Annotated in this window: 15 protein-coding genes; 6 read left to right on the forward strand and 9 right to left on the reverse strand. The window is 65.5% G+C overall.

The genetic code is table 11. The features are described from left to right. A partial coding sequence (locus VKM35_RS00950; RefSeq protein WP_324317403.1) for a DUF6491 family protein occupies positions 1-373 on the forward strand: 373 nt, incomplete at its 5' end. Between the two features lie 20 nt (positions 374-393). Here VKM35_RS00950 and rlmKL read toward each other — a convergent pair. Genes rlmKL through VKM35_RS00965 form a run of 3 tightly spaced genes read right to left on the reverse strand, consistent with a single transcriptional unit; the run spans position 394 to position 3553 of the window. Next, positions 394-2529 (reverse strand): bifunctional 23S rRNA (guanine(2069)-N(7))-methyltransferase RlmK/23S rRNA (guanine(2445)-N(2))-methyltransferase RlmL, encoded by a 2136-nt coding sequence (gene rlmKL, locus VKM35_RS00955; RefSeq protein ID WP_324317405.1) that lies wholly within the window; start codon positions 2527-2529, stop codon positions 394-396. Further along, entirely contained in the window at positions 2526-3050 is a 525-nt protein-coding gene (locus VKM35_RS00960) for a hypothetical protein (RefSeq protein WP_324317407.1), read from the reverse strand. The genes rlmKL and VKM35_RS00960 overlap by 4 nt, the downstream gene beginning before the upstream one ends. Further along, complete coding sequence (locus VKM35_RS00965; RefSeq protein ID WP_324317409.1) at positions 3047-3553, reverse strand: MOSC domain-containing protein; 507 nt, start codon at positions 3551-3553, stop codon at positions 3047-3049. Before VKM35_RS00965 ends, VKM35_RS00960 begins: the two co-directional genes overlap by 4 nt. A 51-nt stretch (positions 3554-3604) precedes the next feature. Between VKM35_RS00965 and VKM35_RS00970 the strand changes: the two genes are divergently transcribed. The 5 genes from VKM35_RS00970 to VKM35_RS00990 all read left to right on the forward strand — a co-directional run bounded on the left by VKM35_RS00970 (position 3605) and on the right by VKM35_RS00990 (position 7127). Further along, on the forward strand, positions 3605-4180 hold the full coding sequence (locus VKM35_RS00970; RefSeq protein WP_324317411.1) for an N-acetylmuramoyl-L-alanine amidase: 576 nt from the start codon (positions 3605-3607) through the stop codon (positions 4178-4180). Between the two features lie 202 nt (positions 4181-4382). Next, positions 4383-5264, forward strand: a complete 882-nt coding sequence (gene tesB, locus VKM35_RS00975) for an acyl-CoA thioesterase II (protein WP_324317413.1) — start codon at positions 4383-4385, stop codon at positions 5262-5264. Beyond that, positions 5264-5671, forward strand: coding sequence for a hypothetical protein (locus VKM35_RS00980; protein WP_324317415.1), 408 nt, complete (start codon positions 5264-5266; stop codon positions 5669-5671). The genes tesB and VKM35_RS00980 overlap by 1 nt, the downstream gene beginning before the upstream one ends. Before the next feature lie 74 nt (positions 5672-5745). Next, entirely contained in the window at positions 5746-5958 is a 213-nt protein-coding gene (locus VKM35_RS00985; RefSeq protein ID WP_324317417.1) for a hypothetical protein, read from the forward strand. 29 nt (positions 5959-5987) lie between these two features. Next, a complete protein-coding gene (locus VKM35_RS00990; protein ID WP_324317419.1) occupies positions 5988-7127 on the forward strand; it encodes a sigma-70 family RNA polymerase sigma factor in 1140 nt (379 codons plus the stop codon). A 73-nt stretch (positions 7128-7200) separates the two neighbouring features. Here the strand turns inward: VKM35_RS00990 and VKM35_RS00995 are convergent, their stop codons facing one another. The 6 genes from VKM35_RS00995 to pabC form a co-directional block, all read right to left on the reverse strand. Beyond that, on the reverse strand, positions 7201-7587 hold the full coding sequence (locus VKM35_RS00995; RefSeq protein ID WP_324317421.1) for a hypothetical protein: 387 nt from the start codon (positions 7585-7587) through the stop codon (positions 7201-7203). Positions 7588-7710: 123 nt separating this feature from the next. Continuing rightward, positions 7711-8067, reverse strand: coding sequence for a PilZ domain-containing protein (locus VKM35_RS01000; protein WP_324317423.1), 357 nt, complete (start codon positions 8065-8067; stop codon positions 7711-7713). A gap of 77 nt (positions 8068-8144) precedes the next feature. Next, entirely contained in the window at positions 8145-9131 is a 987-nt protein-coding gene (holB, locus tag VKM35_RS01005; RefSeq protein WP_324317425.1) for a DNA polymerase III subunit delta', read from the reverse strand. Further along, positions 9113-9736 carry a dTMP kinase gene (gene tmk / locus VKM35_RS01010; protein WP_324317427.1) on the reverse strand — a complete coding sequence of 208 codons (624 nt, stop codon included), beginning with the start codon at positions 9734-9736 and terminating at the stop codon, positions 9113-9115. The genes holB and tmk overlap by 19 nt, the downstream gene beginning before the upstream one ends. Further along, on the reverse strand, positions 9736-10761 hold the full coding sequence (gene mltG / locus VKM35_RS01015; RefSeq protein WP_324317429.1) for an endolytic transglycosylase MltG: 1026 nt from the start codon (positions 10759-10761) through the stop codon (positions 9736-9738). Before mltG ends, tmk begins: the two co-directional genes overlap by 1 nt. Before the next feature lie 3 nt (positions 10762-10764). Continuing rightward, on the reverse strand, positions 10765-11580 hold the full coding sequence (pabC, locus tag VKM35_RS01020) for an aminodeoxychorismate lyase (protein ID WP_324317431.1): 816 nt from the start codon (positions 11578-11580) through the stop codon (positions 10765-10767). Positions 11581-11698: the final 118 nt, after the last annotated feature.

The raw sequence follows: 11698 nt of genomic DNA on the forward strand, positions 1-11698 counted from the left end.
GAGCGCCCCGGCCGACACCACAGCGACACCGACCACCTCAGCAAAACCCCTGCGCGGCCAGGAATGCCTGAATCCGGTCATGGCCCGGTCGTTTGTCTTCGTCGACGACCAGCACGTGCTGGTCGATGCCGGCCAGCGCAAATATCGCATCGAGGTCAGCCGCAGCTGCACCGCCCTCAGCTACACCAACCAGTTGGCCTTCCGTGGCGACCCAGCGACGAACCAGGTCTGCGGCAGCATCGGCGACGCCATCATCACTCGCGACTACCCCTGCAAGATCAATCGCATCGAACTGCTGAGCAGCGCGGAGCACAAACAGGCGGTCCAGGACGCCGAGGCAGAGCGCAAATCGAATCGCCGAATGGTGAAATGAAACCGGATGCTGAAATGAAATCAGCCGCGGCGTAGTTCCCAGGTGCGATGGATGCGCGGATTGCGTTCGAAATCCGGATCCAGCGTCTGCGGACTGATCTCGCGCACCGTCGCGAATTCCGCCACGGCGGCATCGTCGAGGCGGAAGCGGCGGAAGTTGTTGGAAAAAATCAGCAGGCCATCGGGCGCCAGCCGCGCGACCGCCGCACGCAGCAGGCGCACATGGTCGCGCTGGGTATCGAAATCTTCGGCGCGCGCCGAGTTCGAGAACGTCGGCGGATCGCAGAAGATCAACTCGTACTCGCCGCGATCGGCCTCCAGCCATTTCATCGCATCGGCCTGGATCAAGCGATGCTTCGGGCCGGCGATGCCGTTCAAGGCGAGGTTCTGCGCGGACCAGTCGAGATAGGTGCCCGACAGATCGACATTGGTGGTCTGCGCCGCGCCACCGACCGCCGCATGCAAGCTGGCAACACCGGTGTAGCCGAACAGGTTGAGCATCCGTCCGCCTTTCGCCTCGCGGCCCATGCGCAGGCGGATCGGACGATGGTCGAGGAACAGGCCGGTATCGAGGTAATCGAAAAGATTCACGCGCAGGCGCGCCGCGCCTTCGCGCACGACGATGAAATCGCCGGCCTGATCCATGCGCCCGTATTTGCTGCCGCCCTTGCCGCGCGACCGCGTCTTGATCGCGATCTGCTCGCGCGGCAGCGCGAACACCTCGCGCAGCGCGTTGAGCAACTCGCCGAAACGGCGGCGCGTGTCGGCTTCGGGAATCGTGTCCGGCGCCTGGTATTCCTGGACATGCAGGAATAGCCGGCGCTCGCCTTCGTCTTCCTGATACACATCCACCGCCGCGGAATATTCCGGCAGGTCGGCGTCGTAAACGCGGTAGCAGCTGATGCCGTTGCGCTCGCGCCAGGATTTGAATTTCTTCAGGTTCTTGCGCAGACGGTTGGCGACCATCTGCGCACCTTCGCTCAACTCGGCCGGCGGCCGCGCCTCGCGCGCCGGCGGCTGGATTGGATCGCAAAGGATCAGGCTGCATTCCAGCGCGCCGTTGAAGATCGTGTATTTTTTCGCCGCGCGCAGTCCGGTTGCGTGCGCGAGTTCGGCATCGCCGCAGAGCAGGCTGGCACGCCACTCGGGCACGGCCTGGCGCAGCGCATCGCCGATCTCGCGATACAGCGATTGATCGGCCGCGAGGCGCTGGTTGTAAGGCGGGTTGCAGACAACCAATCCGCGTTCCTGGCCCGGCGCCTGCAATTGCGCGATCGCGCGACGATCGAAACGAATGAGTTCAGCAAGCCCGGCGCGATCTGCATTCGCCATCGCCGCGTGCAGCGCGGTCGGATCATTATCGGCGCCGAAGAACACCGGCTTGAGCGCGGCGCGGCCTGCTTGCGCGCGCTGCGTCGCTTCCGCGATCAATTCGGCCCATAACGCGGCGTCAAAACCCAGCCAGCGGCTCGGCTGCGCGCCGCACCAGCGCAACAGGCCCGGCGCTTCGTCGGCGGCCATCAGCGCGCCTTCGATCAGCAAGGTGCCGCTGCCGCACATCGGATCGAGCAAGGCGCCGCCTTCGGCGTAGATTTTTTTCCAGCCGCCGCGGATCAACATCGCCGCAGCGATGTTTTCCTTGAGCGGCGCGTCGCCCTGCGATTGCCGCCAGCCGCGGCGATGCAACGGGCCGCCACCGAGATCGACCGAAATCACCGCGCGACCTTTGCGGATCACCGCGTTGACGCGCAGGTCCGGCGCATCGATATCGACCGACGGCCGCGTGCCATGACTGGCGCGGATGCGATCGACGATGCCGTCTTTCACGCGCTGTGCGGCGAAACGTTCGTGGGTGATCTCGGTGCCGGACACGTGCGCGTCCACGGCCAGCGTTCCCTCGGGCGCGACGTGTCGCGACCAGTTGATCTCGTGCACGCCCTGATACAGATCCTGCTCGTTGTCGCAGGCGAATTCCGCCAACGGCCAGAGCACGCGGCTGGCCAGGCGCGAATGCAGGACGGCGAGATAGGCGACGCGATCGTCGGCCTCGACATTGACGCCGGCGACCGCCGCGGTGGCGCGATCCGCACCCAGCGCAAGCAATTCATCGGCGAGCAGATATTCGAGGCTCTTGGCGCAGGCGACGAAGAATTTCATGCCAGCGTCTTCAGCAGACGGGAAAATTCCTCGGCGCAGAGCCCGACATGATCGGCAAGACGATGGCTGTCGTTGACGAACACCGTGTGGTCGCGGCGCGCCCCGGCCCAGCGCGCGACGTCCGACGCAGGAATCAATTCGTCGTCCCAGCCATGCACGATGCGCGTGGTCACGCGTGCGGCATCGAGCGGAAATTCGAAGCCGACAAGCTCGGTCGGCGGCGCCATCAGGAACAGGGCAAGCACTGGCACTTCCAACGATACCCGCGCCGACACGAATGCGCCCATGCTCGATCCGGCGAGCACCAGCGGCCCTCGCGCGCGGCCAACGAGTTCGCGCAAATGCGCGAGGCGGCCATGGACATCGCCAAGGCGGCTACGCGAAACATCCTGATCCCAGCGCCGATAATCGGGGCGTTCGTGGGTCCAACCCAACGCCTCGGCGACCTGCGCCAACGCGGTCGCCTTGGTTGCCTCGGGACTGCTTTCCAGTCCGTGCGAAATAATGACGTGGCCGTTCATTCGGCGATGTCGTCGAGCACGACCACCGCATCGCCAACGCGGATGCAGCCGCCTTCGAGGATGCGCGCGCACAAACCGCCGTGGCCGCGCATGGCGTTGTAACCGCCGGGGCCCAGTGCGTCTTCCATGCGCGAACACGGATCGCAGGAATCGGTGCCGAAGAACACCGCCTCGCCGATGCGGAAGCGCCGCTCTTTCAGTGCAATCAGTGGGATGCCTTCGACGACGAGATTGCGCCGCAGCGTCTTTGCGGCGACTTCGGCATGACCGGCGAGTGTCGCGATCACCGGCAGGTGTTCGGCCTGGATCAGGGTGATGCCGCGCTTGCCACTGGCGCTGTTGTAGCGATCGCCAATCAGACCCTTGCCGGTTTCGGCGACGACGGCGAGCACTTCGTTCATCGCCACATCGCGCTGCGGCCGCAGGCCGATCCAGCGCACGCGCCCCGGCCGCGGCAGGATTCGCATCAACGCGCCCAGCGCGGTATCGGTTGGCGGCAGCATGGCGGCGCTCACTGGACAGGCCAAAACAGGCGCGAATGCTACCATGCAGGCATGAGCCAAGACCTGCCTTCGAACCCGCCCCAGCACGCCTGGCCACTGCCTTACGAAGCCCGCCTCGACGAGCGCGCGACCACGCAGATCGATCTCGTGGTGATCCATTGCACCGAGTTGCCCGACCTGGCAATCGCACGCGAATACGGCGAGCGCATCCTCTACGACGCCAGCACCGGCAACAGCGGCCACTACTACATCGATCGCGACGGCAGCATCCATGCCTTCGTGCGCCCGCAGCGCATCGCCAACCACACGCGTGGCTACAACCCGCGTTCGATCGGCATCGAACTGGTCAACACCGGCCGTTATCCGGACTGGTACGACTCGCGCCAGCAGACGATGCGCGAGCCCTATCCCGATGCGCAGATCCAGGCATTGACTGCGTTGCTGCGGCAACTCAAGCGCGAGCTCCCGACGCTGGAACTGATCGCCGGCCACGAGGACCTCGACACCGCCAAGGTCAACGCCAGCGATAATCCGGACCTGCAGGTCTGGCGCAAACGCGACCCCGGTCCGCAATTCCCTTGGCCACGCGTGCTGCGCGACAGCGGCCTGCTCCGCCTCAAGCCGTAGCGTTGACCTGGGCGTAGGCGTAGGAGCCAGCTCGCTGGCGACGGGGCATGACTTCACCGCGGAAGAATGTGAGCTTGGATAGGTGCCGCCGCGATAGGCATGGTCGCCAGCATGCTGGCTCCTATGGGCGGCTTGTTGCAGCTGTCGCCAGCAAGCTGGCTCCTACGGGCCGGTATAATTGCGGCCCGTGCCTGGAGCCGCCATGACCCAACCCGTCGTTTCCGAACTCGTCTCCCTGCTCACGCTCGAGCGGCTCGAGGACAATCTGTTCCGCGGTCAGAGCCGTGACATCGGCACCAAGTACGTGTTCGGCGGCCAGGTGCTGGGGCAATCGCTGTCGGCGGCGCAACAGACCGTCGACGCCGACCGCAGCGTGCATTCGGTGCACGCGTATTTCCTGCGTGCCGGCGACATCAATGCGCCGATCGTGTTCGATGTCGACCGCACCCGCGATGGCCACAGTTTCTCCGTGCGCCGCGTGACCGCGATCCAGCACGGCCAGCCGATCCTGGTATTCGCGGCCTCGTTCCAGAAAGCCGAGCCCGGCGTCGAGCACCAGTTCAACATGCCGGAAGTGCCGCAGCCCGAAGACGTCGAACCCACGGTCGCGCCGGCGCCGGAAGTGATGGCGAAACTGCCGGCGAAAATGCAGCGCTGGCTGTCGCGCATGGGCCCGTTCGAGATGCGGCCGATCTATCCGCGCGACGAGGTCAAACCGCCCAAGCGTCCGCCGTATCAGCAGGTTTGGCTGCGCCTCACCGACAAGGTCGACGACTCACCCGACCTGCATCGCGCCCTGCTCGCCTACGCCTCGGATTTCTACCTCCTTGGCACGACGACGTTTCCGCATGGCATCAGCTACTACCAGCCGAACGTGCAAATGGCCTCGCTCGATCACGCAATGTGGTTTCACCGTCCGTTCCGCGTCGACGACTGGCTGCTGTATTCGCTGGACAGCCCGACCGCGCAGAACGCCCGCGGCCTCGCCCGCGGCCAGATCTTCACGCGCGAGGGCAAGCTGGTCGCGTCTGTCGCCCAGGAAGGCCTGATCCGCGTGCTTCCCGAAGAACCGGAGGCGAGCTGATGCGCCAGATTTTCACTTCGTCGCGCTTCGAGAACGTCCAGGAAGTCGCGCGCATGCTCGACGAAGCCGGTATCGAGAACCGCATCATGGGCGACCCCGGCTACAAGGGTTACAGCCGCCGGCAGTTCAGTTATGCCGACAAGAAAGCCCAGGCCAACGAAGTCCCCGCCTCGGTCTGGGTGATCAAATCCGAGGACTACAAGCAGGCGCGCGAACTGATGCACGGGCTGGGCCTGCTCGACAAGACCGACGCACCGTCCTACGTGCCGATCGATCTGCAGTTCGCCGAAAAGGCCGCGGCCTCGCCGGAGACCCGCCTGCTGCGCATCAAGGTCGGGCTGCTGTTCGTGATTGGCGCGATGGCGGCAGGCATGGTGCTGAAGATGCTGTTCTCGCATCCGCACTGATCGCTGTCACATCCGGCACGATGGAGCGTCCTGGCTTATGCATCATTGATGATGCCCACCTCCAGGAACCCGTGATGAGCACCGCCACCCGCTACCGCATCAACCGCTACGCCCTCCTTGCTCTTACCTGCCTCGGTCTGGCTCTGCTGGTCGCGAGCGCGGGTGCGCTGGCGGCGCCTTCCGGCGCGGCGATGGCAGCGAGCTTCGGCGCGATCGGACTGATCGCCGGGTTCGGCGGCTCCCGCCCGGGTGTCGCCGTGCGCCCCGCGCGCAAGCAAGCGCACTGATCTGCAGCGATGCGCCACGGAATCCCGACATGAGTGCCGACATCCTCGATTCGATCATCCAAAGCCACCTGCCCGCTGCGGCCAAAGGCGACCAGGCTGCATATGGCCGCATCGTGCAGAACTGCCAGAGCATGGTCACCTCGATCGCCTGGTCGATCGTGCGCGACGTGCCCGCCAGCGAAGACATCGCCCAGGATGCTTTCATCAGCGCCTGGCAGAACCTGCGCAAGCTCGGCAATCCCAGCAGCTTCCTGCCGTGGCTGCGGCAGATCACCCGCAATCTCGCCCGCGATCATCTGCGTGCGCAGGTTTATCGCGCCAATCCCGCCGGCGATATCGAAGCGGTGATCGCTGCCGTGGCCGATCCTGGTCTGGATCCGGAAGAGCATCTCGCCGAAACCCAGGAAGCGCGCATCGCCGCGGCGGTGATCGACGCGCTGCCGGAGGAATCGCGGGAAGTGCTGCTGCTGTATTACCGCGAAGGCCAGAGCTCGAAACAGGTTGCCGCGCTGCTGGGCATGCAGGATGCCGCCGTGCGCAAGCGGCTGTCGCGCGCGCGCCAGAGCATCCGCGACGAACTGCTGCAGCGCCTCGCGGAATTCGCCAAACAGAGCGCACCGGGCGCGGCCTTCACTGCCGCGGTGCTGACTACGATGACCATCGCCAGCCCGCCGGCGGCGGCGGCGACGATCGCGGTGACAGGTAGCGCGCTCGCCGGCAAGGGCCTGCTGAAAATCCTCATCGGCTCGCTCGGCGGCATCGGCATCGGTCTGGCCGGCGCGCTCGGCGGCGTCTGGTGGGGCCTGCGCAAATATCTGCGCGATCCTTTCGATGCCCTCGAACGCCGGCAACTGCTGCGTTACGGCCTGGCGATGAGCGTCTGGGTGCTGGCCTTCATGGGCGCGATCGTCTGGTCGAGCACGCCGGCGGGCTTTATCGCGCCGGTGGTCGTCACGCTCACCTACGTCGCCGGTGTGATGGCCATGACCACGTACGTATTGCCGCGCATCGTCGCACGCCGGCGTGCCGAGGAAATGCGTCGCGATCCGATCGCGGCGACAGCGAAGCGGCGAAAGGAAAAAATGTGGGCGCGGATCGGCTGCGTCGTCGGCTTCACTCTGGGACTGGGCACGCTTATTTTCGCGCTGTTCTACACCGGGCGGATCTGAATTCGCTTCTTGAATTCATTTCCAGAATTCGTTTTCCGGTTTCGCGCTTTCGGCCACGCGCGCGGGAACTCCGTTACTTTTCCTTGCGCGGCCGGATGAAATACCCGGCACTGCCGGCCAGCGTGCATTGCTTGCCGCTGCCCTTGCAGTAGACATCGACCCACCTGCCCAGATACGCCTCGGTCGGTTCCATCGTCGCGACCTCTCCCCAGGTGTCGTGCGACCAGCCCCGGCCGAAAACCACTTCGCGGCCGGCAATGATCATCAGGCAGACGCCGTCGGCGTAGCAGCCGGTGTCGACTTTTTCGACAATGCCGGAAAAACGCAGCTCGCCCGCGGGGGTTGGCGATGTCACGTCGGTCGTCGTCGCTGCCTGCGGCGTGCCGGAATGCGGGTGCGTCGAAGTGCATGCACTGACGCAGAAGAGAAGCAGGGACATCGGCAACGCGGCAAAGCGCATGGTGATTCTCCGTTTGATCGATTTTCGCTTTACTTTCCGCACAGAAAATTTTTCGCAATGCCGGAAATGAAAACGGAGCCTCTCAGCTCCGTCTCCCGTCTCACGCCTCCCGTCTCACGCCAACTACATCGTATGCGTGGGCTTGTCGGCATCCAGCGAGCCAGCGAGCAGGGTTTCGATCTTGCCTTTCACGGTTTCCGCTTCGGCCGAATCGGAGAACTGTACGCCGATACCGGCAGTGCGATTGCCCTGCGCCCCCGGCGGCGTGACCCAGACCACCTTGCCGGCCACTGGCAGGCGTTCCTTGTCCTCGAGCAGCGACAACAGCAGGAAAACTTCATCACCGAGGGCGTAGCGCTTGGTGGTCGGGATGAAGATGCCGCCAGCGCGAACGAAGGGCATGTAGGCGCTGTAGAGCTGCGCCTTGTCCTTGATCGCGAGCGAGAGAATGCCCTGTCTTGCGCCTGCGCCACCGATCATCGTCGTACTCCCTGATCAATCCGGGCAGCCAGCGGCGCCCGTCTGAATTCGATCCGACCAGGCTGCCGGGGCAGCCGTCACTGGAACATGGTACGCCATTCCCTGAGCAGCCCGGCCAGTACCAGGTCGTTGCGGATCGGTGCACGCAACTGCTCGCGCGTGCGGTTGATCGCATCGAACCACGCCGAGAGCTTGGGAAAATCCGTCGGCATCGTCAAGCCTCCGGGCTCCTTCGCCGATGCCCCGACCTGCCGCGAGGCCGCCGACAAGGCCAGGTCCGCAGCGAAACGCAGGCGCAACTCGCCGCGGTCGTCGGCCAACCAGCGCTGCGCCTGTTCGATCGGACTCATGCGGCCACTACCGACGGCGTTGAGGTCGGCGACGACATCGCGCCGCAGTTGCAGGCCGCCATTGCCCAACCATTCTGCGGCCAGGCCGGGTTGGCCGCGAGCGGCATCGAGCGCGACTTCGATCTGCGCATCGGCATGGCCAAGACCGCGCAGCCATGCCTGTGCTTCGCCGCGCGCGGGGATGCGGAATTCGAGTCGTTGGCAACGGCTGCGTATCGTCGCCGGCAAGCGCCCGGGCCGCGAGGTGACGATCAGCAGGAAACGATTCGCCGACGGTTCTTCCAACGTTTTGAGCAGGGCATTGCTGGCCGCGACGTTCATGCCGTCCGCCGGCTCGATCAGCGCGACCTGCGCGCCGCCGAGTTGCGGCGTCAACGAGAACCATTGGCCGAGTCGACGGATCTGGTCGACGCTGATCTCGGTGCGCAGCTTGTCGCCTTTTTCATTGAGCTCGAAACTCACGCGCTGGATATCGCCGTGTGTCTTCGCTGCGTACAGCAGACAGCTGCGGCACTTTCCACATGCGAGGCCATCGGCGGCGGGTGAACTGCACAGCAGGCGCTGCGCCAATATTTCCGCCACCGCACCCTTGCCCATGTTCGCCGGCCCGACCAGCAGCAAGGCATGCGCGAGACGGCCTTCCGCCAACGCCGCCAGCGCGTTGTCGAGCACGGACTGCTGCCAGGGCGCGAAACTCACGCGCGTGTCCGCCATTCGCTCAGTGCCCGCGTAACGGCAGCGACCACCGCAGAAGCTGGCTGCGACGCATCGATCACGCGGAAACGCCCGGGCTCGGCCGCGGCACGAGAGAGGTAAGTGGCGCGCACGCGCTCGAAGAAATCGCTGCGTTCGCGTTCGATCCGGTCGAGCTCGCCTCCGCGCGAACGTGCACGCGCCAAGCCTTCGTCGACACCGACATCGAGCAGGAAAGTCAGATCGGGCTTGATGCCCGCCGCCCAGCGTTCCAGTTCGGCGATGCGGCCCATCTCGATGCCACGACCGCCGCCCTGGTAGGCGAAGCTGGCATCGGTGAAGCGATCGCTGACCACGACGGCACCGCGGGCCAGCGCCGGCAAAATCAATTCGCGCACCAGTTGCGCGCGCGCCGCGAACATCAGCAGCAATTCGGTTTCCGCCGCCAGCGTGCGCGCCGGATCCAGCAGCAAGGTGCGGATCGCCTCACCGGCGGGCGTGCCGCCGGGCTCGCGCGTCTGCACGACCTCGAGCCCGTGCTGGCCCAGCGCCTGCACAATCGCCGCGATGACGGTCGACTTGCCCGCGCCTTCGCCGCCTTCGATGGAAATGAATTTCCCGCGCATCACTGCCCCAACTGATATTTGCGCACGGCCGCGTTGTGCTCGGCGAGCGTCGCGGAAAAATAATGCGCGCCGTTGCCGCGCGCAACGAAATACAGCGCATCGCCATCGGCAGGATTCGCCGCGGCAGCGAGCGCCTCCTTGCCCGGCATCGCGATCGGCGTCGGCGGCAGGCCGTCGCGGGTGTAAGTGTTGTACGGCGTATCGGTGAGCAGGTCGGTCTTGCGGATGTTGCCGGCGTAAGCGCTGCCCATGCCGTAGATCACGGTCGGATCGGTCTGCAGGCGCATGCCGGTATTGAGGCGACGAATGAACACGCCGGCGATCTGCGGGCGCTCGCTGGCCTTGCCGGTTTCCTTTTCGACGATCGAGGCCAGCGTCAGCAGCTGATCCGGCGTCGCCAGCGGCAGATCCTTGCGCCGCGACTGCCAGGCCTCGGCGAGCTTTTCGTCCATCGCCTTGGCGGCGCGGTCGAGGATCGCCAGGTCGCTGGTGCCGCGCGTGTAGACATAGGTTTCCGGCAGGAAGCGGCCTTCGGGAAACACGCCATCGCGATCGAGTTTTTTCATGACCTCGGTATCGCTGAGCTGTTCGATCTCGTGCTTGAGCAGGATATCGCCGGCAAGGCCCTTGCGCAGATCGCGGAAATTCCAGCCTTCGATGATGGTGAACTTGCGCTGGATCACCTCACCGTTCTCGAGCCGCATCAGCAGCGCGCGCGGCGTCATGCCCGAGGTCACTGCGTAGTCGCCGACCTGCAGGCGTTGCGCGACCTTCATCGTGGTCGCCAGGGTTTTCCATTCCAGATCGCTGCCCTGCTCCACGCCCAGGCCACGGATTTTTTCCAGCACGCGATTGAAGCCATCGCCCTGCTCGATCATCAGCACGCGCTCGACATCACTGAGCAGCAGCGGCCGATCCGCGAATTCCTGGGTGCGCTGCCACCAGATGCCCGCGGCAGCGACCGCAGCAACCAGCAGAACCGCGAAAAACAACTTGATTCGTCCGATTCGACGTTGACGAGGCACGCATCACTCCTGGAAAGCAAAGGCCGGTTGCGCCGCGGCGAGCCGGCGGCGCAGGTCCGTGGTCGCGGCATCCGGGCGCCAGCGCTGCGCCCCGAGACCGCCGACCGGAAGGATACCGCGCACGGCGTTGCAGAGAAAAAGCGCCTCGGCGTTCTCGATGCTTTCGCGGCCCATCACGGTCACGTCGACCCCGGGCAGCGTGTCCAGCAGCCAGCCACGGGCGATGCCAGCGATGCCGCAGTTGTCCAGCGCCGGCGTGCGCCAGACGCCATCGATGCGCACGAAAAGATTGGCGGCGGTCGCGCTGATCACGCGCCCGGCGCTGTCGCGGAGCAGGCCTTCGAAAATCGCCGGATCGCGCCACTCGGCGCGCGCCAGGACATTTTCCAGACGATTGAGGTGTTTGATGCCGGCGAGCCGCGGCTGGATCGCCAGCGTGGTTTCGCACCAGCGCAGATCGATCGCCGCCGGCGCGGGCTCCGGCGCCGTGTGCAGGGACAGGATCGTCGTCGGCACCGGCCCCGAAGAGGTTGAATAGCCGCGGCCACCGCGGCCGCGCGTGAGCACGAGCTTGAGCACCGCGCGCGCCTGCGCAGCCATCAGCGCGTCGGCCTCGCGACGCACCCTCGCCTCATCAGGCAGAACGATGCCAAGCACGCGTGCGCCGCGTTCCAGGCGTTGCCAGTGTTCGCGCCACCACACCGGCTGGCCGTGATGGACGAGGATCGTCTCGAACAGGCCGTCGCCATAGTTCAAACCGCGGTCATCGGCAGCGACATGATCAACCACGACATCGCCATGGAGAATGCGCAGGCTCATCCCGGCACTCCCAAGGCACGCAGCAGGCCGCGCGCCTTGGCGCGGGTTTCCTGCAACTCCGATTCCGCCTGCGAATCGAGCACCAGGCCGGCGCCTGCGCGCAGCTGCAATTGCTTCC

It is taken from the genome of Arenimonas sp. (genome assembly GCF_035312645.1).
Taxonomy (GTDB): domain Bacteria; phylum Pseudomonadota; class Gammaproteobacteria; order Xanthomonadales; family Xanthomonadaceae; genus Arenimonas.

Excerpts from the sequence above, each read along its gene's own strand:
- VKM35_RS01000 (WP_324317423.1), bottom strand. The coding sequence starts at position 8,067 with ATGATCGGTGGCGCAGGCGCAAGACAGGGCATTCTCTCGCTCGCGATC.
- pabC (WP_324317431.1), bottom strand. The coding sequence starts at position 11,580 with ATGAGCCTGCGCATTCTCCATGGCGATGTCGTGGTTGATCATGTCGCT.
- tmk (WP_324317427.1), bottom strand. The coding sequence starts at position 9,736 with ATGCGCGGGAAATTCATTTCCATCGAAGGCGGCGAAGGCGCGGGCAAG.
- VKM35_RS00990 (WP_324317419.1), top strand. The coding sequence starts at position 5,988 with ATGAGTGCCGACATCCTCGATTCGATCATCCAAAGCCACCTGCCCGCT.
- rlmKL (WP_324317405.1), bottom strand. The coding sequence starts at position 2,529 with ATGAAATTCTTCGTCGCCTGCGCCAAGAGCCTCGAATATCTGCTCGCC.
- VKM35_RS00965 (WP_324317409.1), bottom strand. The coding sequence starts at position 3,553 with ATGCTGCCGCCAACCGATACCGCGCTGGGCGCGTTGATGCGAATCCTG.
- VKM35_RS00970 (WP_324317411.1), top strand. The coding sequence starts at position 3,605 with ATGAGCCAAGACCTGCCTTCGAACCCGCCCCAGCACGCCTGGCCACTG.
- VKM35_RS00980 (WP_324317415.1), top strand. The coding sequence starts at position 5,264 with ATGCGCCAGATTTTCACTTCGTCGCGCTTCGAGAACGTCCAGGAAGTC.
- holB (WP_324317425.1), bottom strand. The coding sequence starts at position 9,131 with ATGGCGGACACGCGCGTGAGTTTCGCGCCCTGGCAGCAGTCCGTGCTC.
- tesB (WP_324317413.1), top strand. The coding sequence starts at position 4,383 with ATGACCCAACCCGTCGTTTCCGAACTCGTCTCCCTGCTCACGCTCGAG.
- VKM35_RS00995 (WP_324317421.1), bottom strand. The coding sequence starts at position 7,587 with ATGCGCTTTGCCGCGTTGCCGATGTCCCTGCTTCTCTTCTGCGTCAGT.
- VKM35_RS00985 (WP_324317417.1), top strand. The coding sequence starts at position 5,746 with ATGAGCACCGCCACCCGCTACCGCATCAACCGCTACGCCCTCCTTGCT.
- VKM35_RS00960 (WP_324317407.1), bottom strand. The coding sequence starts at position 3,050 with ATGAACGGCCACGTCATTATTTCGCACGGACTGGAAAGCAGTCCCGAG.